A 25,218-nucleotide genomic window follows, 5' to 3' on the forward strand; every position below is an offset into this window, starting at 1 on the left:
TCATTTTGTTAAAGGTTCTTAGTGAAACCTCCGGGACGAACCATATGAAACTCGACGAAAGTGTAAAAGCAGCCGGATTGACGCCGACCGCTGACCTGCTGCAGGACGCCGCGCAACGTGCGCTCGCTTACGTTCAGTCTGTGCATGACAGGCCTGTGAACGTTTCTACCCAGGCATTGCAAGGCCTGAATGAATTCCGGCACTCACTGCCACACGCCGGGCTGGATGCACATGAAGTCTTGCGCCGCCTCGACGAGGCTGGGTCACCAGCTACCGTCCCGACAACGGGCGGACGGTACTTCGGTTTGGTGATCGGCGGCGCGATGCCCGCAACCATCGCCGCGAACTGGCTCGCGACCGCCTGGGATCAAAACGCGTGTTTTCGGTGGACTTCGCCGATCGCGGCAGCGCTCGAGGAAGTTGCGCTACGCTGGATCGGCGATCTGTTCGGCTTGCCGGACGACATTGGAGGAGCCTTCGTTACAGGTGCCTCATTGGCGAACTTTGCGGCGCTGGCAGCAGCACGCCACGCTCTGCTATCCCGCCTGGGCTGGGACGTGGAGGCAAAGGGACTCTACGGCGCGCCGGAACTCCGTGTAGTTGTCAGTAAAGAGACTCACGTTACCGTCTCCAAGGCGTTGTCGATGTTAGGTCTCGGACGCGAGCGGGTCATCGTAGTGCCAACAGATCAACAGGGCCGGATGCGAGTCAGCGAGCTTCCGGAACTCGACGAGCAAACGATCGTGTGCATCCAGGCAGGCAACGTGAATACCGGTGATTTCGATCCCGCGCGCGAGATATGCCGACTTGCGAGGAAAGCCGGGGCTTGGGTCCATGTTGATGGTGCATTCGGACTATGGGCGCTTGCAAACCGTGATTTCGACACCCTGACGGATGGCGTGGCCGAAGCCGACTCTTGGGCGACGGATGGGCATAAATGGCTCAACGTACCGTATGACAATGGCATCGTTCTAGTGCGCAGGGCTGCCACTCTGCGTGCGGCAATGTCGTTGAATGCCGCGTACCTGGCAGAGGGAGATGTGACTGACCGGGAACCGTCGCACTATACTCCGGAATCCTCAAGACGAGCGCGTGGTGTGGATATCTGGGCCGCGCTTCTTAACCTGGGCAGGGATGGCGTTGCAGGGCTCATCGAACGTACTTGCCGCTATGCCGGAATTTTCGCCCAAGGTCTCGAAGCCAGCGGCTTTGAAGTCCTGAATCATGTCGCGCTCAACCAGGTGCTCGTCTCATTTGGTACCCCGGAGATGACGCGGGCCGTAATTAACCGTCTTCAGGCCGACGGGATTTGCTGGTGTGGCGGCACAGTATGGCAGGGCCGCGTCGCCATGCGAATCAGCGTCTCCAGTTGGGCCACCACTGACGCCGATGTGCAGACGAGCCTCCAGGCAATGATTCATGCGGCGGAGGCATGTGCGCCGTGACACGTTCTCGTACTGATCAAGAAAATCGGCCCTTTCGACCATGTGATGCTCTTCGCCTGGGTGTCGTTCTTCACGGCATTCCAGCTTCTTGGACTTTCGATAATCGTGGAGGGGGCGGATTGAGGCGCTTCAGAGGGCGTCGAGTTCTGAGTGGCTGGCTTTCGCCTTTACCGTCATGCTCGGCAGTATCGCCGCATTTACCATCTGGTTCTGGCTTACAGCCCGATTCTCGATGGCTCGGATTGCCCCCTACGCCTTGCTTCAATCATTTCGCGATTGGTGCTGGCGTCGCCTTCAGGCATGAACCCATTACCTTTACGCTGATTTTGGGCGCCATTATCTGCGTTTTGGGAGTCACGCTCAGCCAGTGGCCGATCTCCACCCGGCTCCGCACTGGAGACGGGGCGCAGTGAATTGCTCGAAAAGGCGCCACGCATTTTTTACCGCAAACTGAAGGAACAAATAGTCATGGCGAAATTCGTTCTAGTTCATGGTGCTTTTCAGGGCGGCTGGGTGTACGCAAGAGTCGCCCGCAAGCTTCGCGAGGCGGGACATGATGTCTACACTCCCACGCTGACCGGCCTCGGAGAACGCTCTCACCTGGCCGACCGGGCGATCAACCTGGACACGCACATTCAGGACGTTGTTAACGTCTTCAAGTATGAGGACATCACCGACGCAATCTTGTGCGGTCACTCGTATGGCGGCCTGGTCATAACTGGCGTAGCGCATGAAATCGGGGAGCGCATCCGCACGCTTTTCTATCTTGACGCCTATGCGCCAGCCGATGGGCAGTCACTTGTCGATATTACTGGCGCCGAGACCGCACTGGCTTTCCTTGCGCAGGCGGGCCAATGCGACGGAATGATTCCGCCTATTCCAGCTGCCTTATTCAATGTCAATGAAGCAGACGCCGCTTGGGTCGACAGGATGTCGGGGCCGCAGCCGCTGGCCACGTTCGTTCAAGGCGTTCGGGCAGGAGTGGATTCGGCACCCGTTGCCAACCGCACCTATGTATTCGCGAGCGATAACGGAGGGGATTGGTTTGTCGAGACGTATGCCCGATTGAAGGATGCCCCCCGATGGAAGGTCCACGCCATTCCGTGTGGACACTCCATCATGCTGGATCGTCCGGAGGACCTGGCTGCACTACTGCTGGCAGAAACGACGCATTGAGGTTTCGCTGTTCAGATTGCCTCCTCTTGCAGCGTGACGAGCGGCATATAGCAACGATGGCGTCGAAAAACCGTTTGCGCAGCTTCGGGAGAAAACGACCGAATGCACCAAAATCAAAGGTACCCCGGCCGGCGCGTCGATCATCTCGCTGGCGCCCTGAACGGTCATCCTTATCACGTCAGAAGTTGCCGGATTCTCCGAAAACATAGGACGGGAAATAGCGGCTATAGCTACCCTCTGTTTTGATTCCTCTTTTACTCGAGCGGCTGCGTAGTAGGGCCCAACGTCTTAAGGACGGCGCTATCGCCGGCTAAAAATGAACCTGGTAACTGCATCAATCAGTCAACTTTCCGAATCGCCACACACGGAAGAGTCAACCCGCTATATGTTGCTTACCGGTGCCAGTCGCGGGATCGGGCATGCGACCGTAAAACTGTTCCAGAAGCACAACTGGAAGGTTTTCACTGTTTCGCGACAGCCCTTTTCCGAAGACTGCAAGTGGCCGGCCGCGCGCGAGTCGCATATCCAGGCAGACCTTGCCGATCTGAATTCCGTCGAGGAGATTGCCAAAGAGGTGCGGCGGCGACTTCCGCACGGCAAACTGCACGCGCTCGTTAACAATGCAGGAATCTCACCTAAGGGCAAGAACCGAACACGACTTGGCGTACTCAAGAGCGACATCCACACGTGGTCGACCGTCCTCAACGTTAATCTCATCTCCAACGCCTTGCTCGCCAGGGCTCTTTTTCCTGAACTTGCACGTGCTAAGGGCGCAATTGTCAATGTCACCTCTATTGCCGGTTTCAAGGTCCATCCATTTGCGGGTACTGCTTATGCAGCGTCCAAAGCCGCACTTTTCGCCCTGACGCGAGAGATGGCTCACGAATTTGGGCCGGACGGCATACGTGTCAATGCGATTGCTCCCGGCGAGATTGATACCTCAATTCTGTCACCAGGTACCGAAGATATAGTTAACAATGAGATTCCGCTTCATCGTCTGGGCGACCCTCGTGAGGTGGCGGAGACGATCCACTTCCTTTGTGGGCCGGCTTCGTCTTACATCACCGGCACCGAGATTCACATCAACGGAGGTCAGCACGTCTGATTTACCGGACAACCGTACCGTCGCCTTTACACAATCGGTCAAAAGCCTGTGCATGCTGTGGCGCGCGCTGACTTGACCAGAGGGAGGCAATCGGTGGCGGCCGAAACAGGCAAACGCCTAACCTCGCGTCAAGACGGGGAACGGGTTAGCGGGCGCCAGCGTTATTAATATATGGATCACTATTCAATTCATTCGAAAAGGAGTGTTTGATGTCTGGAAAACTTTCAAGCAAGGTGGCAATCGTAACGGGAAGCTCGCGTGGTATCGGCCGTGCTGTGGCACGAGCCTTCGCGAGAGAAGGAGCCGCGCTCATCGGCATCCACTACGCCAGCAACGCGGATGCCGCTCACGCCACCGTCCGCGAGATCGAGGCCCTCGGATCAAAAGCCGTCGCCATCAAAGCGGACTTGAGTCGCGGGAAGGAAGCAACGGACAGTATCTGGGAGCAGTTCAGGGCGGCCGCGATTGCCGCCACGGGCGAGCCTCGGCTTGACATTCTAGTCAACAATGCTGGAGTGGCACCGGCGATTCCCTTGTCTCAGACCAGTGAGTCCGCCTTCGACGAGGTCCTGACGATTAACTTCAAGGCACCGTTCTTTCTGATCCAGGCTGTTGCCGATCACATCCGCGACGATGGACGAATTATCAACGTTTCGACGGGCTTTACGCGTGTCGCCGCTCCAACGCATCCTGCGTACGCCGCATCGAAAGGTGCCCTTGAGACCCTCACACTGGCGCTTGCCCCTGAGTTCGGCCGTCGCGGCATCACGGTCAATACGGTCATGCCGGGTGTGACGGAAACTGACATGAACGCGGCGTGGATAACCGTGCCGGAGGCGCGTGCCAACGCGGAGGCCATGTCGGTATTCTCGCGTGTGGGTCAACCTGACGACGTGGCCGACGTCATCACCTTCCTGGCCACGAATGAGGCACGCTGGACTACGGGACAGGTGATCGACGCGACGGGCGGCGCCCGGCTTTAACCATGGCGCCCGCTAAGTATTAAAGATCACGCCAGCGTATAAAGGGCGGTGGATGTATCCGTTATGAACCGCCCCGGGTTTTGTGGAGGCTCCAACTCTTGAGAGAATGGAGCCATGAACAAGAAGCCGAGCAAGTTTTCCCCGGAAGTCAGAGAGCGCGCAGTGCCCCTGGTACGCGAGCAGCGTAGCGAACACCTGTCGATGTTGGCGGCAGTCGAATCGATTGCACTGAGGATCGGCTGCACGCCGCAGACGCAGCTGGATGGGTCAAACGCGAGGAGGTTGGGGGCGAAATTCCGGAGGACTGTTAGTCGCGTTCCCCGGCCCGACGGCCATCGCGCGTGACGCCGATGGCGGCTTGACATTCGGCCCATAGCGTCGGAATGGTTTATACATGCGCCAGGTTGGGCTCGTCACGCTGTGAGCTCCGGTTACGCTGAAATGCGTGAATCACGCGAAAGAATCAGCAATGCCCGAAGTCAGTGCCGGGCGTTAGGAAAATCACCTCGGCAGCGAGCGCTTGCGTATAACTGCAAGCGCTCTATCGAGCTTCAAAGAAAATTATCGACGAGGCGATTGAACGCGTCGCCATGTTCTATTTGCGTCCAATGCCCGCACTGTCCGAATACGTGCAATTGCGAAGGCCCGATGAGCTGATTGAGCCGCAGCGAATTCTCTAGCGGAATGACACGGTCCTCGCGTCCATGCACGATCAGCGTTGGATGCCGAATGCGGCGCAGCGCATCTTCGTCGCATGCAAGCGCATCGATCCAGCGCTGGCGCGGCGCAGGAAACATCGACGCGAACGACGCCTGATATCCGGGCCGCACACTCGCGCGATACCGCGATTCGACAAGCTCGCGCGTAATACGCGAACGGTCGAACGCAAAGATATCCATGATGCCGCGCATGTTCTCGACGGAAGGCTCATAGCCCCATACCGCATCGAGCCCATGAGTCAATTCGAACTTCACGCCCGCCGCCCCCATCAGCACCAGTTTGCGCACGCGGTGTGGATAACGCACGGCCATCGCGAGCGCCAATGCACCTCCAAATGAATTGCCGATCAGATCGGTTTGTTCGATCTCCAGCGCATCTAGCAACCCGATCAGATGTGTGACCCAAAAATCCATGTCGTAGTGCACGCCCGCGCGCCGCTCCGTATAACCGAAGCCCGCCATGTCGGGCGCGATGACGCGCCGGGTATGCGCGAGAGCAGGCATCGTGAGACGCCAGTTCGCCCACGCCGTCACGCCCGGCCCTGAACCGTGTATGAGCAGCACAGGGCTGCCGCTGCCGAGGTCGTGATAGTTCGTATCGAGGCCCGCTGCCTGAATGCGCTGGCCGAGTTCCGGGTCGTTCTGCTGTGTCATGTCAACAGGCTCCATCGCAGCCGCGCATGAGCGCCGGCCGCTTCTATATCCAGATCAGAAAGGAATCACCGCGCGTGCCCAGACCGCTTCACCTGAAGGGCGATTGCGCACCAACAGTTCTTTCACGACGCGAATGTCGATGCTGCCCTTCTTGAACTCATAGCGAAAGCCAGGACCGATCGCAAAGACCTGCCCGCGAAATCCATCGCCATTCACGGGCTGTCCGTTCTGCACGTCGTTAGTGGTCTGCTTGACGAAATAGCCTGCAACGCCGATACGCGCCGACGTCGTCACCGCATAGCTCGCGCCATAGTCAAAGTGAAACAGTTGTCCCGAGTGGTAATCGGTAGCTGTGTTCGTCGTGTTGAAGCTATACGTGAACTTCGCCGACATTTCGAATCCCGGATACGGAAACCAGCTCACGCCGAAAATAGGCCGGATCGTGAAGTAGTTCTTGCCGGTATTCAGCGGCGAATTCCTGTCGTACTGTCCGGTTGGAAAAACGAATTCGAGCGCGGCTACCGCGCGCAGCGAGCCTTCACCCCAGGCGATCATCGCGGGGCTTCCAATCAGGTCGCCGAGATTGGTCCGGTCGAACGACGAACCGCCTGCATCCAGCGAGAGACGCTCCATCGGCAGCAATGCGTACGCGCCATATCGGCCGCCGAGCACCGACAGGTTCGACATATAGATCAGACGCGGAATCAGCACATCGGCGTCGAGCTTGAATCCGGGTATCGAACTGTTGCCGTGCGAATCGTTGAACTGACTCGCGTGATAGTGCGTGTAATACAGCAGGCCGTAGAACCCTGCGGGCGGCAGTGCGCCCGCAAAAAAGCCTTCTGCACCTTCTCCGATCGTGTCGCTGCCGCCTTCCGTGGCCCGCGCGCTCGCGCAGAACATCGCGGTTGCGCACGCGCAGGCAAGCAGCGTCCCTCGCCTGACGGCGATTCGAAATTTCATTTGACGTCTCCGGGTATTTGTTCTGGTGAGAGATACCGCGCTTTAGCGCATCACTTCACGAGGTCGAGCGCGACGTCGACGATCATGTCCTCCTGTCCGCCAACCATGTGTCGGCGTCCAAGTTCGACGAGTATGTCGACCGTCTTCAGGCCGTATTTCGCCGCGGCCGCTTCGGCGTGACGCAGAAAGCTCGAATAGACGCCGGCATAACCGAGCGCAAGCGTTTCGCGATCGACGCGCACAGGGCGGTCCTGAAGCGGCCGCACGATATCGTCGGCGGCATCGAGCAGGCCGTACACATTGCAGCCGTGGTTCCAGCCGAGCCGGTCGGCAGCCGCGATGAACACTTCGAGCGGCGCATTGCCCGCGCCCGCGCCCATGCCAGCGAGGCTCGCGTCGATGCGGTCACAACCCTCCTCGACGGCGACGATCGAATTCGCGACGCCCAACGACAGATTGTGGTGCGCGTGAATGCCCGTTTGCGTGTTCGCATCCAGCACATCCTTGAATGCGCGGAAGCGTTCGCGCACGTCCTCCATCGACAACGCGCCGCCCGAATCGACCACATACACACACGTCGCGCCAAATCGCTCCATCAGCTTTGCCTGCAGCGCGAGCGCTTGTGGCGTCGTCATGTGGCTCATCATCAGAAAGCCGACTGTGTCCATGCCGAGTTCGCGCCCGTATTCGATGTGCTGCTTCGACACGTCGGCTTCCGTGCAATGCGTCGCGACACGGACGACGCGTGCGCCCGCATCGTACGCATTGCGCAGATCGTGCACGGTGCCGACGCCGGGCAGCAGCAGCGTCGCGATCTTCGCGTGCACCACCGTTTCCGCCGCGGCGGCAATCCATTCGATATCGCTATGCGCGCCGAACCCGTAGTTGAAGCTGGAACCCGACAGACCGTCGCCGTGCGCGACTTCGATCGAATCGACGCGCGCATCGTCGAGTGCCTTCGCAATTGCCTTCACATTGGCGATGCTGTACTGATGACGGATCGCATGGCTGCCATCGCGCAGCGTGACATCGGAGATATAGAGTTTGCGGTCGTTCATCTCGTGCCCCTCACACGGCGAGCGGCGCGAGCCGCGTTTCAGCGATACGTTCGGCGCACGCGAGAGCCGCCGACGTCATGATGTCCAGATTGCCAGCGTACGCAGGCAGGTAGTGCGCCGCGCCTTCCACTTCGAGAAAGATCGACGTCTTCAGGCCCGTCATCCATCCAAGCCCCGGCACGTTGAGCGGATTGCGCTCGTCGAACACATCGAACTGCACGCGCTGTTTGAGCCGGTAGCCAGGCACGTAACGCTGCACACGCGCGGCCATTTCATTGACGCTCGCTTCGATTGCATCGCGATCGGCGGGATCGGATAGCGTGAAGACGGTGTCGCGCATCATCAGCGGCGGTTCAGCGGGGTTCAGGATGATGATGGCCTTGCCGCGCGTCGCGCCGCCCAGCACTTCGATTGCTTTCGAGGTCGTCTCCGTGAACTCGTCGATGTTCGCGCGCGTGCCGGGTCCTGCCGAGCGGCTCGAAATCGATGCGACGATCTCCGCGTAGTGCACCTTTGCGACATTCGATACCGCCTTCACCATCGGAATGGTTGCCTGTCCGCCGCATGTGACCATGTTGATGTTCGGCGCGTCGAGTTCGGCGTCGAGGTTGATGGCAGGAATCACATAAGGGCCGATTGCTGCGGGCGTCAGGTCGATCACCTTGAGGCCGTGCGCCTGCAACACTTCGTTATGCCGTCGGTGTGCGCCCGCTGATGTCGCATCGAAAGCAATGCGAATGTCGCTGAAGCCCGGCAACGCCAGCAATCCGTCGATACCGCCCGCCGTCGTGGCCACGCCGAGCCGTTGCGCGCGTGCAAGGCCATCCGATTGCGGATCGATGCCGACGAGCGCGCCCATCGCGACGTGCCGCCCGTGGCGCAAGATCTTGATCATCAGGTCAGTGCCGATGTTGCCGGAGCCGATGATGGCCGCCTTTAGCGGCCCGTTATCGTTTGACAAGGTTGTCATGTATGTTTCCTTTTCGAGGTCGATATGCGTAGCCAGTCAGCGCCCGAGCGCTTGTGCGGTCCTGCCGCCAATGCCGAAGTCGGTCTTCGGTATTTCGATCAGCAGGACGCGGATCGATTCTCGCGGGGCGTCGATGGCGTTCATCGCGGCCTCGGTCAGCGCTTCGATCAGGCGTGCCTTCTGTTCGTCGGTGCGGCCTTCGAGCAGATGAACGTTCATGATGGGCATGTTCGTCTCCGTGTCTAGATGAAGCGCATCGATACGCTTCCCAGGTGCTGAAAGCGCACCGCCACCGCGTCGCCTGCATGGACAGCGATGGCCTCGGTGACGCCACCCGTCAGAATCAGCGTGCCCGCCGGAATCGACTGGCCGCGCGCGCCCAGCATGTTCGCGAGCATTGCGACGCTCGCCGCGGGATGGCCGAGCACGGCCGCGCCCGACGCCGTCGCGACGATTTCGCCGTTCTTCTCCATCACGACGCCGAGGTTTTTCAGGTCGATGCCTTGCGCGCTTCGATGCCGCCCGCCGATCACATAGCGCGCCGCCGACGTGTTGTCGGCGATCACGCTCTTCAGGTCGAAGCGGAAGTTCTCGTAGCGCGAGTCGATCACTTCGACGGCGGGCAAGACGAAATCTGTCGCGGCCAGCACGGTGCCGATATGACAACCCGGGCCCGTCAGTTCGCGCGACGTCACGAAGGCGATTTCCGCTTCGACTTTCGGGTGAATCAGCGAGGACGTGTCGATCGCGGCACCGTCCATGCACGCACCGTAGTCGGTAAGAAATCCGTAGACGGGGTCGGTTACGCCCATCTGCCGCATCTTCGCGTGCGATGTCAGTCCCATCTTCAGCCCGGCCACTTTCATGCCGCGCGCCGTTTTGCGCGCACGCAGCGCATCCTGAATCGCGTACGCATCGGCCCAGTCGAGCTCAGGATGCTCGTCGGTAATCTTGACGATGGCGTTGCGATGCAATTCGGCATCATCGAGCCGCGCTGCAAGGCGTTCAATCGTTGCGTCATTCAGCGTCATCACCGTTCTCCTTCGACAAAGCGCACCGACACGCCGCCGATGCCACCCAGGCTCATCCTCAACACATCGCCCACCTGCACGGAAACCATCGCGGCAAGCGAGCCCGACAGAATCACCTCGCCCGCCTTGAGCGTCATGCCGAGGCGGCCCAGCGTATTCGCGAGCCACGCAACGGCATTCGCGGGATGACCGAGCGCCGCCGCGCCCGCACCCGTCGCGGCAATCTCGCCATTCTTTTCGAGCGTCATGCCGACGAGCGCGAGATCGAGTTCACGCGGATCGACCGCGTTGTCTCCGAGCACGAACACGCCCGACGAAGCGTTGTCAGCGACCGTATCCTGAATGCGGATCTTCCAGTCGCGGATGCGCGAGTCGACGATCTCGAAGCAAGGCAACACGGCTTGCGTCGCGCGCAGCACGTCGGCATTCGTCACGCCAGGGCCAGCGAGGTCGTGCTTCAGCACGAACGCGATTTCGCCCTCTGCTTTCGGCGCGATCAGCGAAGAAAGACCGATCGATGCGCCGTCATCGAACACCATCGCCGAAGTCAGATGGCCGAAGTCCGGTTGCCGTACATCGAGCATGTCCATCACCGCCTGGCTCGTCACGCCGATCTTCTTGCCAATCACGCGCTCGCCGTCCAGCGTCACGCGCCGCTCGATCATGCGAAGCTGGATACCGTATGCGTCGTCGATGGTGATCGGGGGCTCGCGCGCCGACAGCGGCTCGACGGGTTGCGCTTCACGCAGCGCGCGATAGAACTCGTCGCCGTAACGCTCGATGGCGGCGGGCGTCAGCGTTGATTTCAGTTGTGTCGTCATCGCATTCCTCACAGCTTTACGCAGACATTGCGCAGTTCGGTGTAGAACTCGAGCGAATGCACGCCGCCTTCCCGACCGATGCCCGATTGCTTCGCGCCGCCGAATGCAGTGCGCAAATCGCGCAGGAACCATGCGTTGATCCAGCAGATGCCCACGTCGAGCGCCCGGCCCATCCGATGCGCGACACCTGCATCGCGCGTCCATACGGTGGCGGCGAGTCCGTATGGTGTGTCGTTCGCTTTGGCGACCACTTCGGCTTCCGTGTCGAATGGCGCGATATGGCAGCACGGTCCGAAGATTTCTTCGCGTATCACGGGCGACGTTTCCGGCAAGCCTGTCCAGATCGTCGGCTCGACCCACGCGCCCGCTTCCAGACCGGCGGGCATGTCCGGCACGCCGCCGCCCGTCACGACGACTGCGCCCTCCGCACGCGCTTTCTCGTAGTACGAGAGCACCTTGCTTCGATGCTCCTGTGAAATCAGCGGGCCGAACGTCGTGCCTTCATCGAGCGGCCGTCCAGGGCGCAGCGAACGGGCACGCACCGCCAGCGCATCGACGAAGCGCTCATAGATCGGCCGCTGCACATAGACGCGTTCTGTGCCGAGACACACCTGTCCCGTGTTCTCGAACGCGGAGCGCGCGATGCCCGCGACAGCCGCATCGAAATCGCAGTCCGCGAACACGATGCCCGCGTTCTTGCCGCCGAGTTCGAACGACACCGGGCGCACGCCGTTGGCGGCCGCTTTCATGATCGCTTCGCCCGTTCGCGTCTCGCCGGTGAACGTGATCGCATTCACGCCGGGATGCGCGGTGAGGAACGCGCCCGCCGAGTCAGGTCCGAAGCCATGTACGACGTTGTAGACGCCTTTGGGCACGCCGACCTTGTTCATCGCTTCACCGAGCAGCGTGGCCGTCGCAGGCGTTTCCTCGGAAGGCTTCACGACCACCGTATTGCCGCACGCAAGCGCAGGCCCGACCTTCCACGTCATCAGAAGCAGCGGCAGATTCCATGGACACACCACCGCGATCACGCCACGCGGCGTGCGCACGCCGTAGTTCAGCGCGTGTCCGCCGTCGGGCGTCTCCATCGAAAAGCTTTCCGTCGGCACGTTTTTGATCATGTCGGCGAATACCTTGAAATTGGCCGCGCCGCGCGGAATGTCCACATGGCTTGCGAGCGAATGCGGTTTGCCCGTGTCGGCGATCTCCGCAGCGAGGAAATCGTCGAAGCGGCGATTGATTTCGTCGGCTACGCCATACAGCAGATCGACGCGCTGCTGCACCGTGAAACCGCCCCACGGACCATGCAACGCCGCTTGCGCCGCACGCACGGCGGCATCGACTTCTGCCTGTCCCGCTTCGTGGACGAGGCCGATCACGCTGTTGTCGACGGGATTTCGGTCCTCGAACGTGCGGCCTGTCGCGAGCCATTCGCCGTCAATGAAGTTCTTGAATTCAGTCATGGATGCACCGCTGTCAAAAGGTTGTGCGCAAGGAGGCGGCAGATCAGGTCAACACCGTGAGGAACGCATCGTTGAGCTTGCGGTCGTGATAGAAAATCGCGCGCCCCAGCTCCTTTTCGTGCCACGTGATGACAGGCTTGTCCGGGTAATGGATGTAGCCGCCCGCAAATACCTCGTTGCGATTGCCCGATGGATCGAAGAAATAGATCGTCGCGCCGCGCGTGATGCCGTGACGCGTCGGCCCGATATCGAGCGCGACGTCGTGCTTCGAAATCAGATCGGCTGCCCTCAGCACGTCGCCCCACGAATCGAGCACGAACGATGCGTGGTGAAACTTGTTCTTTTCGCCGTGCCGGATGAATGCGATGTCGTGCGCCTTGTTCGAGCATGTGAGGAACGCGGCAATCTGCAAGCCGTCAGGCGTAACCACCTGTTCCGTGAGCGAGAAGCCGAGCACTTCGCGGAACAGCTTCACGGTATCGTCGAATCCGTCGCCATACAGCAGGCAATGATCGAAGCGGCTCGGTGACATGCCGCGCAATCCATCGGGCCACGGGTCGGGATTGACATCGCCGGTTGCCGTGCCGATCTTCTCCTTGTGCGCGAAAAGTTCGATCGCATGCCCCGTCGATACCGTGAAGCGAAAGCGCATGCCCGTCTGCAAATGCTCACCCGCTTCGATCCATTTGCAATCGCTGACGAGCCCCGAATCCTTCACCGCGCTTGCGAGCCTGTCGAGCGTCGCCGGGCCGTCGACACGAAAGCCGATGTAATCCATGCCGGGCTCATCGGCTTCGCGCAGCACGACGCTATGATGATCGTGCTCGTCCCACGCTTTCAGATAGACGCGGCCATTTGCATCGCGTCCCGTTTCATGCAGGCCGAGCACTTCCGTGTAGTGACGCACGGCTGGTTCGAGTTCGAGAACCCGCAGCGCGATATGGCCGGGTCTCAGCACGCCTTCTAATGCCATGATGTGTCTCCTGGGGTTTGTGATCCGTCTACTGCGCCTGGGCTTGGGCTTGCGCTTGCATGTGTGCATTCGCGCGGGCTTTCTCGATACAGCGGGCCATCGTTCCGACTACACGCAGCGACAGATCCGACAACGGCGTGATACGGCAGGCGAGCACCGTGCCCTGTTCCTCGTCGTCGGCGCTCACGCACGCGCGGCTCATCTTGCAGGCGTGATACCGGCCGCTGAGCACCCGCACTTTGCACACGCCGCATCCGCCACCTCTACAGCCGACGGGAATGCCGCGCCCGCCCGCTGCCGCCATTGCCTTGAGCACCGTCGCATCCGCGTCGCAGCCGAATGCATCGCCCGTGTTTTCGACTTCGATCCGATAGGTCATGTCGTCCGCTCCGTTCAATGGGTCGCCACGACGTCAGATGCGAAACAGCGGGCTCTTTGCTGCTTCGCCTGCATCGGCCGCCGACAGGAACTTCTCCGTATAGATGTCCTTTTCGAACAGGCGCCCTTGCATCAGCGTCTTGATGCACGCTTCGATCATCGGCGGCGGTCCGCACAAATAGGCTTTATGTCCACGAAAATCCGTGACACCGGCTGCATCGGTGAATTGCTGCTTCAGTACTTCATGGACATAGCCGCGCGGGCCGGACCATTCGCTGTCTTGCGGTTCATCCGATAACGCCGGCAGATAGCGGAAGTTCGGGTGCCGTCGCGCGAGCGCTTCGAAGAAGTCCGCAAAGTACAGCTCTTCGCGATTGCGCGCGCCCTGAATCAGCGTGATCGGCAGCGTCGAGCCTTCATGCAGCAGATCGACGATCATCGACTTCGGACTCGATAGGCCTGATCCGCCCGCGAGAAAAATGGTCGCCACCTGTGCCTGCTTTCGCACGAAGAAGCGGCCGAATGGCGCTGAGAATTCGAGTTGCGCGCCGTGCTGCAACTCGTCATGCAGCCAGCCCGTCGCCGCGCCGCCAGGCACACGCCGGACATGCAGTTCGATTTCGCCGTCATGCGGCGCATTGGCGATCGAAAACGCGCGTGCATCGTCGCAGCCCGGCACCTTCAGGTTCAGGTACTGGCCCGCCTGGAACTGGACAGGGTGCGCTGTTTGCACGGCCATACGGATCACGCGAATGGTCGGCGTCACGTCGTCGATTGCGGTGACGGTGCCTTTGAAGTCCTGCAAGGGCAGATTCTGCGCATCGGAATCTTCTTCGAGGTCTGCTTCGATCACGAGGTCCGACATCGGCGTGGCGCAACAGGCGAGACACTTGCCCTCCTCACGCTCGAAGTCCATCAATGCGAAATCCGACGCACTGCCCTGATCGATTTCGCCATCCACGACCTGCACCTTGCACGTCGCGCACAAGCCGTGACAGCACGCATGCGGCAGCCACACGCCCTGACGCAGACACGCATCGAGCAGCGTCTGCCCCGCTGCGATGTCGATAGTCTGGCCGAGCGGTTCGATACGAACGGTGTAGTCCATCGCTGCCTCCTGCTAGCTGTATGAACCGTTGATGCCCGTGAGCCCTGGCGTGCGCAGACGGATCACATCCTTATGCACGAGACCGTTATCGGCGAGCGACAACGCTGAATCGGGTTGCCACGGTTTCCCCGAACGCAGCCACTGCGCGTCGTCCCAGTCGATCTTCGCGAAGTCCGGGTGCACGCCGTACAGACCGGGCAGCACATCGGAGACGAGTGCTCCGAACGTTATGTCCGGCGAAACGGGAATGCAAAACGGCGATGCAAACATCAGGTGGTCTTCCCAGCCGATATAAAGCAGCCGGTTGCCGTTAAACCTCGCTTCGGCATCGGCGGGCTCGAATGCATAGGGTTTGAGGGCGATCGTCGCCATGTCATGTCTCCTTCATTGGATATCGTGCTTGATGCCTTGCATTGAGTGCTTCAGCTTTCGACCTGTTCTTGCCCCGCGCCCTTCCATGCATTCCAGTTGCGCTCATCGGGCGAGCCCGCAAAATCGAGGTTTTCATGGCCGTTGCGGATGTGGTAGTACTCGAGCACGTCGTCGAGCGTCGCGCCGCCGCAATTGCCCTGATAGATCTGATGCACTGGGAGCCACGCCTGCACGTATTTCTCGGGCTCTCCGTCGAAGATGTCTTTGCAGCCGTCCGAGCAGAAGTGGAACTTCATGCCGTGATATGTCGATTCGCGATACGCGATCTTCGTCGGATCGTCTGGCTCGCTGAAGGTCAATGGAATCTGGCAGGTCTGGCACAGCATCGGCAGATTCGTGTTGTAGAAGCGCTTGCCCGCTTGCTGCTGTTCGCGCCAGTACTCGAGACGCGGCCGGTAGAGCCGGTCGAAATGCTCCGGGTACTTTGCGGAGAGCCAGTCGAGTTCTTCGTCCGACGGCACCCACGTATGAAAATCCGCCGCCCCTGCGTAGTTGTAGAACGTGCCCCAGGCTTCGTGCGTGATGCGGTCCTTGGTTTGCGTCGCGATCTCGTGATACTTCGGCATACGCAGGCCGTAGCGTTCGAGATCCTGAAAGAGCGCACCGCCCGCATCCTCGAAATAGATCTTCCATGCCTCGGACCACGACATCACGCGCTTGGGCAGCATGTAGTCCATCATCATGCCGACCAGCGTCAGCAGCCGGAAGCCGCGCCAGAACCATTTGTCGAGCCAGCGCTGGACGATAGGCACGTTCACGGGGTCCTGTTCGCACAGGAACTTGATCACTTCGAGACCCAGCGTCATATGGCGCGATTCGTCGGACTGCGCCGAGAAGCCAAATGTGACGGTCGCCATGTCGCCGTTATAGGCCGCGCCCGACATGAACGGCATGAAGAGCAGATTGGTCAGCACATACTCGAACGAGAACGAGATGGCCGTGATGAACTCGAACGGGCCGGCCGTTGCTGCATCTTCGAAGTACGACTTCGGCACCGACAGATACCAGACCCGGTCGTGCATGTGCGGCCACTCGGAAAAGCCGTTGAAGTACTTGTTGTAGAGCGACAGCGTATGCACCTGTGTCTGGCAGTGGCGCAATTCGTCGATCGATTGCATCTGGCACGCGACGCGCGCGCCGACGCCGCGAAAATGCCGGCCAAGATGCGCATAATTGCGATGCGCCGAATATTCCAGCGGTGTGACGCCCGTCAGGAAAAGCTTGAGCGTGTTGATATAACGCGCATCGGAAACGTTCATGTGGCCATTGTTCTGTGCGAACGAATCGATGATCGCGTACAGCTTGCGTTCTTTCTCTGCCTGGTATTTCCAGTACGAGTCCATCGTCATGCGGAACGGGTCTTCCCACTTGTCCCAGTCGTGAATCACGATGCCTTCGTACTTGTCATACGGAAATACTTCGTCCATTGGCTGATACGTGGTTTGCCAGCCGAGATCGCGCGTCATCAGCGCGTACTTCTCTTTCAGATTGAGTTTCTTGCGTGCGTCCATCGTATGTCTCCTGGTGTTCTCAGACGTGCCAGTGCAGCGTGAAGGCGTCGTCGGTTTCGTCGATGTTTCCCGACAGCGAGATGAGGTTCAGTTGCAGTTCCTGGATGTTCCAGTCGCGGCCCATTTCTTCGGATACGTGTTCGCGCGAGATCACGAGCTTGCCTGGCGCGTCGATCTTCACCATCGCCGGGTACTCGGTGACGGCGGCCTGAGGGTTTTGCGAAGTAATGGCGGCGACGATGGCGCGCGTTTCGTCGGTGTTCTGCAATGCGATGTAGACGTTCTGCATGACGGCTCGAATCGGTTATGCGCTAACCGGCACGGCGCCGAGTTTCGCGAGACGGGTGGTGAATTGCGTGCTGACTTCATCGATTGCCCGCCCGGCGTCGTCATCGAGCAGCGTGGCCGCGAGAGGGCGCAGCGCTTCGATCGTGCGTGCCTGGTAATGCGCGGTCCAATCCGCAATACTTTGCTGATTGGCGGGCGATTCTGCTGTCGCCGTGCGGATTACCGAATCGATCCACTTCACGTGGTCGTTCTGCCATTGCTGCTCGAACTCGGTGAGCATCGCGAGATTCGCGCCGATTTCACGTGCCGCGCGCGCATCGAAGTGCTGATAGACGAGGGGATAAACAAGGCCGTCCATCACGAGGTTCTGCGCGACGAAAGTTTCGAACCAGTCCGTGACGACGAAAATGTCTTCGACCAGCTTGCGCATCGGTTGCCACGCTTCGCTTTCGAGCCATGCGACGCGCGCACGTTCTAGCGCTACGCCCGTGTTGCCGTCGAGCGCGAGGCCGATGCGCGAGATGTACTGCGCGATGCCCAGGCGGTCCATCGCGCAATACGTGCAGGCTTGCGTGATCGCGGTGCCATAGCCGTAATCGGCGCACAGCATGTTGTTCATGTTGGCGCCCCACTCGACATGACGCAGCGGCAACAACCCGGCAATCAGCCGCTCTTGCCATTCGAGCGCGAGACCCGTCAGCAGGCCGCGCCGCTCGGCCAGATCGAATGCTGTCTCAGCCGCTTCCTGCTGGCGCGCGCGCGCCGTGACATAAGCGCCGTAGTAGTACTGGCGCGGGTCCTTGAGCGCGTACCAGTCGCTCATCACGATCTGCGTGCGAGCGGTGTCGTGCAACTGAAACTCGGGCGCCCATGTCGGGCGATAATGGAAGTTCGCGGTCGGCTGGATGTCGTAGGTGGCTTCCTGGTAGCGCGACGCAGGCTTGTCGCCGAAGCGGCGCGCGACGTGGCCATAGGTTTGACGCAACGGCTGAACCTTGAGCGTCCTGATTTCGATCTGCATGAAACTGTCTCCGTGTTGTCAGTGCTATATCGAATGAATCCGCTTGATATGCGGTGTTTGTTTTTGGCTTCAGCCTCCGAAGCGCCAGCGTTCTCTCGAACGTTCGAAGCCGCTTTCGTCGGCATCGAGTGTCTGTACTTCGTTGATGCGGCAGAAGTGCTCGAACATCGTGTCGTTCATGATGAGTTCGACGGCGAGATCCGCATCGCCGACAGAGAAGTCGAACTCGACATAGCCGTCGTCGCGCCGGCTCGTGATACGCACGTAGCGTCGAGTACTCGAGAACAGCGGTTGGGGATGATTCATCGTGGCCTCCTGTTGCAGCCTTTATTGCAGGAGGTATGCCATGCACGTCTTTTCGGCCATGACAGGAAGTCGGCATCTTTAATAGCGGTGTATTTCGAGGCTTTTTGCTTTTTTGATTGATCAAATCATCAAGCGCGAGAGGTGTGCTTCATTGTTTGATCAATTGGATTCGAATGCCGTGCAGCCGGAGCGGCGCAACGGCCGTTTAGCGCGTGGTGAAATGAAGATGCGGGGAGATACGCTTGATGAAAAGATCAAACGCGCCGCTCGGGCTTTATGTCTGCGAGGGATGACGTGCTGGTTGTTACCGCGTGGCAAAGAGGCATGCCCGAGCACTTGAAGAAATATTGGCCGGCGCCCGTGGACCGGCCTGAATGACGGGATCAAGCGAAATAAGCGGTTACTCGTCGGCCGAAGCCGATGCCTTATCGCGATTGCGCCACCGATACGCCAACTGCGGTCTCGTGATCCCCAGCATCCGTGCCGCCTGGCTCAGATTCCCCGCGGCGCGCTCGACTGCGGTTTCGATCAGCATGTTCTCAATGCGATCGAGCGGAATGCCCTCACGCGCCATATGATCGAAGAGCGCATCGGCGGCACTGGCGTTCTGGCGCAAAGGACGACCGCTCGCATCGAGCGAAGCCGTATCGCACTCCACTTCCGCGGGCGGCGAAGCGAACAGATCGCACTCGGTAATGCGAACGCCAGGCGCGGCGAGTATCACACCGCGTTCGACTACGTTCTCCAGTTCGCGTACATTGCCGGGCCACGTATAAGCGCGCAATGTCGTTATCGCGCGATCGGTCAGCCCGAGCACGCGCTTGCCATGCCGCGCACTGTACTTCGCGATAAAGCGCTCGACGAGCAACGGGATATCGTCGCAGCGCTCTCGCAACGGCGGAATCGTGACGGGATACACGTTGAGCCGGTACAGCAGGTCCTTGCGGAATGTCCCGCGCCGCACGGCATCGTTCAAATCGACATTGGTCGCGGCCACCACGCGCACATTGACGCGCCGCACATGCGTATCACCGACGCGTTCGAACTCGCCCTCCTGCAACACGCGCAGCAACTTGGCCTGCGCATTCGCCGAAAGCTCGCCTACTTCATCGAGAAAGAGCGTGCCGCCATCGGCACGCTCGAAGCGTCCAGGGCGGCTCTGATGCGCACCCGTAAACGCGCCGCGCTCCACGCCGAACAGTTCTGCTTCGATCAGTTCTTCCGCCATCGCCGCGCAATTGATCGCGACGAATGGTTTGTCGCGTCTGCGGCTCACGTGATGCAAACCGCGCGCGAAGCGTTCCTTGCCGACGCCCGTTTCGCCGAGCAGCAGCACCGTCACGTCGCTCGGCGCGGCCCGCTGCGCGAGTCGCCACGCTTCGATAAAACCATCGGAGATGCCGACGAGATCTTCGGGCTGCCCCGTGTCGTCCTGCATCGAGCGCAGGCTCTCGACTTCGCTTTGCAACTGAAGCAGCGTATCGAACAAGGGGTCGGGTTGATAGAGCTTGAGCATCTCTTCGCCGTCGGGCCAGTCCTCGACCGGCTTGCCAACGATACGGCAATTGCGGTCGCCGCAACCGACGCACTCCGTTTCCTTGTAGAGAATCGTGCGCCCCATCAGCGACGACGTATAGCCGCTCGCGTAGCCGACTTGCATCCAGCACACGGGCTCGTCGCCGACACCGAACAGATGCCGGTGTACTTCGGCTTCGAACGAGTCTTCCCACAGATGGTCGCCGTAGTACTCGCCTTTCGCGATGTCGATATGAACATCTATTGGCGTCACGCGCACATTGCCTTCGAGCACGTGAAGACATGGACCGATTTCGAGCAAGCCGAAGTCGCTCGCCGTTGGACGCAGCTTGCGCGCGAGTTCGGCGTCGCGCGCGCCGGACTGAAAACCCATTCGCGCGAACAGGCCGCGCGTGCGCTCGAGTCCGAGTGTATCGACGAGTTCCTTGCGCAACGCGCCGAGCGCGGCCGTATGAAGCAGGATCATACGGTTCTCGTCGAGCCAGATATGCCCCTCCTGCATGACGAACTTCAGGCGACGCGACAGGTTGTCGAGACCTTCGCGCATGCTCGCCGAAAATCGGGCGGTGCTGTCTCCCACGACGTCTCCTTATTGGATCGAGTAATCGTTTTAACGCCTATTGTAGGCAAGGTCTGTGCCGAACTGCTTTCGCGCGGGCACGCCTGATGTTCTTCAACGCCCCTGCACGGTCTGCTCGGTGTTTACACGTAGACGCGTTTAACCATTTGATCAAAGCGCCCCAACCGATTCAACGATTTCGTCAGATCGGGTGCGCCTCTCGCTCACAAGCCGGGCTTGCGTTCACGATCTCATGAACCACGCGCCGCTTGATCAAATGATCAAACCGGCTGCCACGTGGCCTCGGCAAACGGATCAGCAGAATCGCCCGCATCGGGCGCTCACGCTTGATGGACGCCCATTGGCACCGCTCATGCAGAGCAACGCGCAAACTGGCTACGGCTGCGGTGAGCGCGATGACGGACCCCACGAAAACACTCGATCAGGCTGACGATACCGGCCTCGTCATCGGTGCTCACGTCGTCGCGCAACGCCGCTGGTATACGCATCACGGCATCTATGCGGGCAACGGCAAGGTGATTCACTATGCAGGCCTTTCACGTTCGCTGCGGCGCGCGCCCGTCGAAGAAGTGTCGTGCGACGAGTTCGCCGGCGGTCACGCGATGTGGGTCGAACGCGCGCCCGACGCGCGCTATGCCGGCGCGGATGCAGTTCGCCGCGCCTATCAGCGTCTCGGCGAAGACCGCTACCGGCTGATGACCAACAATTGCGAGCACTTTTGCGCGTGGTGTCTGTATGGCGAAAGCCGCAGCGGCCAGATCGAGCGATTGACGAGCCTCGCGCAGCGTGGACGCGAGTTCGTTGCAAAGGCCTTGCTCTATGCCGGAACGAAAGCTTTCTCCGCAGGCACGGCGCGTTTGGCCGTTCGAGTTTGATGAAATCGTCACGCGGCTTAGATGCATTACATGCCAGATGTCCGCGCCGTGCCGCACCAGCGCCACATTGACCGAGTGCCCAGCGCACCTGCAAGCCCGTACCGCAATCACCCGCTATCTCGAGCCCGGCCTTTGGCAGGAGGTCAACGATTACGTCGCGCCGATGCCGCAGGACACCCCGCGTGCAGCGCGCACCACGGCGCGACAGACTGCAGGAAGGGCAGCGGCACGGCCCCGGGACAACGGAGAGGAGCGGCAAAGATCCGGGGGCTCCTCGTATCAGCCGCTGACGCGGGCCGCGCTGCACACGATCGTCAAGGATGTCTCGTCGGCGCGGCCGGTACGACCGTGCGAACCCGGCGCGGCATTCGAAGTGTGCGCCAACCTCGGGCATGCGTCGCTCAGCAAAACCAGTCTTTATCCGCACGTCGACGACGATCGCTCGCTGGTGACGACAATCAGCGCAGCGAGGTGATGGTCACGCGGCACGATTGCCCAGCATCTCGAGGTAGCGCTGAACGGCTCCCCACTCTCCACCGATCCGGCTGATCGCGACCAGTTCCGCCTTCAGGCCACGCCCCGCAAGTTTCCGGTAGACCACATTCGGGGCCGCGATCCTGCTCAGCGGCGCGGGCGCGAGTGCCAGCCCGAGTCCCGCACCCGTCAGTGCCAGGACGGACAGCGTGCTGCTTACCTTGTGTGCGATACGAGGTTCCTTTCCCAGCACCTGACGCAGGATCGTGAGCTGACCTTCGTCGTCCCCATCGGCTGCATAGAGGATGAACGGCTCGTCAGCGAGCGTGGCGGGGGACAGGGAGCGTCGGTTGGCGAAAGGATGACTGCTGTTCATCACGACCTCCCATGTCCAACTTCCGATCAGGCGCACCGCGAGCTTCGCATCGAATTCGACGCCGAACGCCGGGCAGTAGCCGATGTCGAGGCGATCCGCGAGGATCGCTTCCTGCTGGGCAGCGGGTGCCATCTCGTGCAGTTCGAGCGCGACGTTCGGCCATGCGCCATGAAACGCGAGCAAGTCGTCGGACAAGGTCCCTGCTGCAACCGCATTGCCGACGAAGCCGATCCGTACCACACCAGTCTCCCCGCGCGCTGCGCGCTGGACCAGGCGCTTGGCCCGCTCAGCTTGCTCAATCGTCCGCCGTGCCTCGACCAGAAACAGCTTGCCGGCGTCTGTCAGCGCCACCTTGCGCGTGCTTCGCACGAACAGCGTGGCGCCCAGTTCTTCCTCTAGCGCGCGGATCTGGACGCTCAGCCCGGGCTGCACGATGTGCAGCCTCTCAGCCGCCCGCCCGAAATGCCCTGCTTCGGCGACTGCGAGAAAGTAGCGCAGATGACGCAGGTCCATGTGGATCGATTGATTACTGAAAGTGACTAATTTCGAACTTTAATCTATCGGAATGAAAACACAAGTCGGCGCATCCTGATCTCACGACGCTACCCCCAGTGTTATTCGTACAGGAACCGACCATGACCGCGAAAAACCGTATTGATGTCCACCAACATGTCGTCCCGCCGTTCTGGGCCGACACGCTGCCGTCGCACGGTGGCGATCCCTCCGGCTGGCATATGCCTACGTGGAGTCCTGACAGCGCTATCGCGTTCATGGACAAGCTGCAGATCGCCACCGGCGTCTTGTCGCTGACCGCACCTGGCGTGCAGGGATGGGCCGCCCATGAGAAGCGTGACATCGCGCGCCGAGTCAACGAATACACGGCCGACATCGTCGCCCGATATCCGGCGCGCTTCGGCCATTTCGTCACCATCCCGCTCCCGGACATGACCGGCGCGCTGCTCGAGATCGATCATGCGTTCGACGCGCTGAACGCCGACGGCGTCGTCCTGCTCAGCAACTATGGTGGCCAGTATCTTGGCGATCCCGCATTCGAACCCATGTGGGCCGCGCTCGACCGGCGCCATGCTGTCGTGTTCGTTCACCCGGCCAAGCCGGGCATCGAGACGCTAAGGGGCATGCCCGGACCGATGCTCGACTATCCATTCGACACGACGCGCACCGCGGTCCAGCTCGTGCTCAACGGCGTGATTGGCCGTTATCCGAACGTACGCGTGATCCTGTCCCACGCGGGCGGCTTCCTGCCGTATGTGGCATACCGCTGCGCCGAACTGGCGCCGGGCGTGCGTGTGGACGTGCCGTTGACGGATGACCTCCTTGTGCTCTTTCAGCGCTTCTATTTCGACACGGCGTTGTCTTCGAGTCCGGCGGCGCTGCCGAGCCTCACGACGTTCGCGAAACCTGGACACATCCTGTATGGCAGCGACTATCCCTATGCGCCGGCGTCGGTGGGCGCGTCGTTCACCGCGATGTTTGATGCCTACGGCGGGCTATCCTCAGAACAGCATGCGGCGATCAACCGCGACAGTGCACTCGAACTGCTCCCTCGCCTTGCGAAGCTGACGCGGTGACGCGTCCGCGAGGGCTGGTGCGGGTCGCTATGTAAAGCTTTGCCAACCCTCTTTGCAGATCGCAACTGTGCGTACGTATCCTGAGATTGACGGTGCCACCCTCGATTCGATCGAGCCTTCCGGCCGGAATCTTCTTCAAAGCGGTGAGGGCGCGCGTCTGCGCCCCCTCGTGCAGCGTGTGTCAGCGAGTCTTAGAAATCGTGGTTCATACCGAACGAGACGCCCGTCTGTTTCTCGTGCCCGGACGGGTTCAGCGTGGCATTGCTCACGTAGACGCCCGTGAAATGCGTGTAGTCGATGTCAGCGTAAAGCAGGGTCCGTTTCGATAGCGCATAGGTAACGCCCAGAATGGCCACGTCCTTCCGGCCGTCCACGCCGGCCGTCGAGTTTTTGTTGTCGTAGTACGCGGCCGTTACATTCAAGAACGGCGTCGCCTCGTAGCGCATACCGCCCCACAAGTACTGGTTGCGCGTCGCGCCGTGCACCGTCGAGGGAACGGATTGCATGGCAAGCGAATATCCGCCCATGACTTCGACGGGACCAAGCGAAACGGCACCGCCTGCCGTGTACTGATTGTTGGCAAAATACGGGGTCGTGGCCGCCGTGGTCGAAAGCGGGTTCGAGCGGTGCGTGTAGCCTGCACCGAACTTGAACATTTTTGTGTGGTAATTCAGGCCGCCCGCGAGCATCGTCCCGCTGGCAAGACTGCCTGCGATGCCGCCCGGTGCGTAGACCGCGCGCGCCGTCCACGGACCGAAATCGCCGTGGTAATGGATCGCGTTGTCGTCGCGGCCGCTGGTGCCGCCCGAAATCGCCGCCGCTTCGGTAATGCCCAGATAGCGCAGGTTGAACGGTTCGAAGTCCCTGATCAGCCGGTGTTGCAGCGTGAACTGATGGCCGATGTCGACCTGGCCGAACGGTCCGCCGAACCCGACCGTGGAATTACGTTGAAACAACTGATTGGTCGTGCTGCTGTTGGCGCCCGTCGACAGAATGTACCCCGCTTCCAGATCGAAGCGGACGAAGTATCCACCGCCCAGGTCCTCGACGCCGAAAAAGCCCCATCGATTCGATTTGAAGACGCCGTTCGATGCCATCGTCAGCGCCGCACCGCCTGCTTTCGTACCGTTCACGAGATTGCGCAGCCCGCCGTCCAGCGAGCCGTACAACGTAACGCTGCTTTGTGCGTGAGCCACACCGCCCGAAAGCCCCAACAAGGTCATGGCTGCCAGCGAACGCCACAGGCCAATCCTGCATGCACCGCCACCTGCTCCTCCAGTCTTCAACATATCTCCTCCATTAACATCGTTCAATTTGTAGGACGGGGAATATGCGCCAATGCGCACCCTTCCCGTGCCGTCAACCTTGAATGCACGAAGATCC

The 25,218-nt window shown here is 60.6% G+C and carries 26 protein-coding genes and 1 pseudogene; 8 read left to right on the top strand and 19 right to left on the bottom strand.

Annotation, left to right across the window (positions count from 1 at the left end; all coding sequences use genetic code 11):
* Positions 1–44 precede the first annotated feature (44 nt).
* From BN2476_RS26260 to BN2476_RS48450, 5 genes and pseudogenes are all read left to right on the top strand, one after another.
* Positions 45–1,445, top strand: coding sequence for a pyridoxal phosphate-dependent decarboxylase family protein (locus BN2476_RS26260; RefSeq protein WP_087737170.1), 1,401 nt, complete (start codon positions 45–47; stop codon positions 1,443–1,445).
* A 468-nt stretch (positions 1,446–1,913) separates the two neighbouring features.
* Positions 1,914–2,621 carry an alpha/beta fold hydrolase gene (locus BN2476_RS26270; RefSeq protein ID WP_087737173.1) on the top strand — a complete coding sequence of 236 codons (708 nt, stop codon included), beginning with the start codon at positions 1,914–1,916 and terminating at the stop codon, positions 2,619–2,621.
* A gap of 316 nt (positions 2,622–2,937) precedes the next feature.
* On the top strand, positions 2,938–3,726 hold the full coding sequence (locus tag BN2476_RS26275) for an SDR family oxidoreductase (RefSeq protein WP_087737092.1): 789 nt from the start codon (positions 2,938–2,940) through the stop codon (positions 3,724–3,726).
* 209 nt (positions 3,727–3,935) lie between these two features.
* Positions 3,936–4,709 carry an SDR family oxidoreductase gene (locus tag BN2476_RS26280; RefSeq protein WP_087737094.1) on the top strand — a complete coding sequence of 258 codons (774 nt, stop codon included), beginning with the start codon at positions 3,936–3,938 and terminating at the stop codon, positions 4,707–4,709.
* A 114-nt stretch (positions 4,710–4,823) separates the two neighbouring features.
* A pseudogene (locus BN2476_RS48450) lies at positions 4,824–4,993 on the top strand (IS3 family transposase); the annotation flags it as partial.
* 267 nt (positions 4,994–5,260) lie between these two features.
* On the opposite strand, the gene BN2476_RS26290 reads toward BN2476_RS48450, so the two are convergent.
* The 17 genes from BN2476_RS26290 to BN2476_RS26370 form a co-directional block, all read right to left on the bottom strand.
* On the bottom strand, positions 5,261–6,082 hold the full coding sequence (locus BN2476_RS26290) for an alpha/beta fold hydrolase (protein ID WP_087737098.1): 822 nt from the start codon (positions 6,080–6,082) through the stop codon (positions 5,261–5,263).
* Positions 6,083–6,136: 54 nt separating this feature from the next.
* A complete protein-coding gene (locus BN2476_RS26295; RefSeq protein ID WP_235850968.1) occupies positions 6,137–7,045 on the bottom strand; it encodes a SphA family protein in 909 nt (302 codons plus the stop codon).
* 50 nt (positions 7,046–7,095) lie between these two features.
* Positions 7,096–8,103 carry a 4-hydroxy-2-oxovalerate aldolase gene (dmpG, locus tag BN2476_RS26300; RefSeq protein WP_087737102.1) on the bottom strand — a complete coding sequence of 336 codons (1,008 nt, stop codon included), beginning with the start codon at positions 8,101–8,103 and terminating at the stop codon, positions 7,096–7,098.
* 10 nt (positions 8,104–8,113) lie between these two features.
* Complete coding sequence (locus BN2476_RS26305) at positions 8,114–9,073, bottom strand: acetaldehyde dehydrogenase (acetylating) (protein ID WP_087737104.1); 960 nt, start codon at positions 9,071–9,073, stop codon at positions 8,114–8,116.
* Positions 9,074–9,109: 36 nt separating this feature from the next.
* Positions 9,110–9,301 (bottom strand): 2-hydroxymuconate tautomerase, encoded by a 192-nt coding sequence (gene thmT / locus BN2476_RS26310; RefSeq protein WP_087737106.1) that lies wholly within the window; start codon positions 9,299–9,301, stop codon positions 9,110–9,112.
* Positions 9,302–9,315: 14 nt separating this feature from the next.
* Entirely contained in the window at positions 9,316–10,104 is a 789-nt protein-coding gene (gene dmpH, locus BN2476_RS26315) for a 2-oxo-3-hexenedioate decarboxylase (RefSeq protein ID WP_087737108.1), read from the bottom strand.
* Positions 10,104–10,925 (bottom strand): 2-oxopent-4-enoate hydratase, encoded by an 822-nt coding sequence (gene dmpE / locus BN2476_RS26320; protein WP_087737110.1) that lies wholly within the window; start codon positions 10,923–10,925, stop codon positions 10,104–10,106. The genes dmpH and dmpE overlap by 1 nt, the downstream gene beginning before the upstream one ends.
* Positions 10,926–10,933: 8 nt before the next feature.
* The gene (locus BN2476_RS26325; RefSeq protein WP_087737112.1) at positions 10,934–12,388 is read right to left on the bottom strand and encodes a 2-hydroxymuconic semialdehyde dehydrogenase; all 1,455 of its coding nucleotides are present in this window, start codon (positions 12,386–12,388) and stop codon (positions 10,934–10,936) included.
* Between the two features lie 43 nt (positions 12,389–12,431).
* Positions 12,432–13,361 carry a catechol 2,3-dioxygenase gene (locus BN2476_RS26330; protein WP_087737113.1) on the bottom strand — a complete coding sequence of 310 codons (930 nt, stop codon included), beginning with the start codon at positions 13,359–13,361 and terminating at the stop codon, positions 12,432–12,434.
* A gap of 28 nt (positions 13,362–13,389) precedes the next feature.
* A complete protein-coding gene (locus tag BN2476_RS26335) occupies positions 13,390–13,740 on the bottom strand; it encodes a 2Fe-2S iron-sulfur cluster-binding protein (protein ID WP_087737174.1) in 351 nt (116 codons plus the stop codon).
* A 33-nt stretch (positions 13,741–13,773) separates the two neighbouring features.
* Positions 13,774–14,847: an NADH:ubiquinone reductase (Na(+)-transporting) subunit F gene (locus tag BN2476_RS26340; protein ID WP_087737114.1), complete on the bottom strand. Its 1,074-nt coding sequence runs from the start codon at positions 14,845–14,847 to the stop codon at positions 13,774–13,776.
* Positions 14,848–14,859: 12 nt separating this feature from the next.
* The gene (locus tag BN2476_RS26345) at positions 14,860–15,219 is read right to left on the bottom strand and encodes a phenol hydroxylase subunit P4 (RefSeq protein ID WP_087737116.1); all 360 of its coding nucleotides are present in this window, start codon (positions 15,217–15,219) and stop codon (positions 14,860–14,862) included.
* 50 nt (positions 15,220–15,269) lie between these two features.
* The gene (locus BN2476_RS26350) at positions 15,270–16,790 is read right to left on the bottom strand and encodes an aromatic/alkene/methane monooxygenase hydroxylase/oxygenase subunit alpha (RefSeq protein ID WP_087737118.1); all 1,521 of its coding nucleotides are present in this window, start codon (positions 16,788–16,790) and stop codon (positions 15,270–15,272) included.
* A gap of 19 nt (positions 16,791–16,809) precedes the next feature.
* Positions 16,810–17,079 (bottom strand): MmoB/DmpM family protein, encoded by a 270-nt coding sequence (locus BN2476_RS26355; protein WP_087737119.1) that lies wholly within the window; start codon positions 17,077–17,079, stop codon positions 16,810–16,812.
* Between the two features lie 15 nt (positions 17,080–17,094).
* Positions 17,095–18,099 (bottom strand): aromatic/alkene monooxygenase hydroxylase subunit beta, encoded by a 1,005-nt coding sequence (locus BN2476_RS26360; RefSeq protein ID WP_087737121.1) that lies wholly within the window; start codon positions 18,097–18,099, stop codon positions 17,095–17,097.
* Positions 18,100–18,168: 69 nt separating this feature from the next.
* Entirely contained in the window at positions 18,169–18,405 is a 237-nt protein-coding gene (locus tag BN2476_RS26365; RefSeq protein ID WP_087737122.1) for a phenol hydroxylase subunit, read from the bottom strand.
* A gap of 400 nt (positions 18,406–18,805) precedes the next feature.
* Positions 18,806–20,521 (bottom strand): sigma-54-dependent Fis family transcriptional regulator, encoded by a 1,716-nt coding sequence (locus BN2476_RS26370; protein WP_087737125.1) that lies wholly within the window; start codon positions 20,519–20,521, stop codon positions 18,806–18,808.
* A 395-nt stretch (positions 20,522–20,916) separates the two neighbouring features.
* Between BN2476_RS26370 and BN2476_RS26375 the strand changes: the two genes are divergently transcribed.
* Positions 20,917–21,396 carry a lecithin retinol acyltransferase family protein gene (locus tag BN2476_RS26375; protein ID WP_087737127.1) on the top strand — a complete coding sequence of 160 codons (480 nt, stop codon included), beginning with the start codon at positions 20,917–20,919 and terminating at the stop codon, positions 21,394–21,396.
* Positions 21,341–21,871, top strand: coding sequence for a hypothetical protein (locus tag BN2476_RS26380; protein ID WP_143811048.1), 531 nt, complete (start codon positions 21,341–21,343; stop codon positions 21,869–21,871). Before BN2476_RS26375 ends, BN2476_RS26380 begins: the two co-directional genes overlap by 56 nt.
* A gap of 3 nt (positions 21,872–21,874) precedes the next feature.
* Here BN2476_RS26380 and BN2476_RS26385 read toward each other — a convergent pair whose 3' ends face one another.
* The gene (locus tag BN2476_RS26385; RefSeq protein ID WP_087737131.1) at positions 21,875–22,759 is read right to left on the bottom strand and encodes a LysR substrate-binding domain-containing protein; all 885 of its coding nucleotides are present in this window, start codon (positions 22,757–22,759) and stop codon (positions 21,875–21,877) included.
* 122 nt (positions 22,760–22,881) lie between these two features.
* Here BN2476_RS26385 and BN2476_RS26390 point away from each other — a divergent pair, with 122 nt between their 5' ends.
* Positions 22,882–23,835: an amidohydrolase family protein gene (locus tag BN2476_RS26390; protein WP_087737132.1), complete on the top strand. Its 954-nt coding sequence runs from the start codon at positions 22,882–22,884 to the stop codon at positions 23,833–23,835.
* 191 nt (positions 23,836–24,026) lie between these two features.
* On the opposite strand, the gene BN2476_RS26395 is transcribed toward BN2476_RS26390, so the two are convergent.
* Positions 24,027–25,124 (bottom strand): porin, encoded by a 1,098-nt coding sequence (locus tag BN2476_RS26395; RefSeq protein ID WP_087737134.1) that lies wholly within the window; start codon positions 25,122–25,124, stop codon positions 24,027–24,029.
* Between the last annotated feature and the right edge of the window lie 94 nt (positions 25,125–25,218).

The sequence above is a fragment of the Paraburkholderia piptadeniae genome, assembly GCF_900007165.1.
GTDB classification, from domain to species: domain Bacteria; phylum Pseudomonadota; class Gammaproteobacteria; order Burkholderiales; family Burkholderiaceae; genus Paraburkholderia; species Paraburkholderia piptadeniae.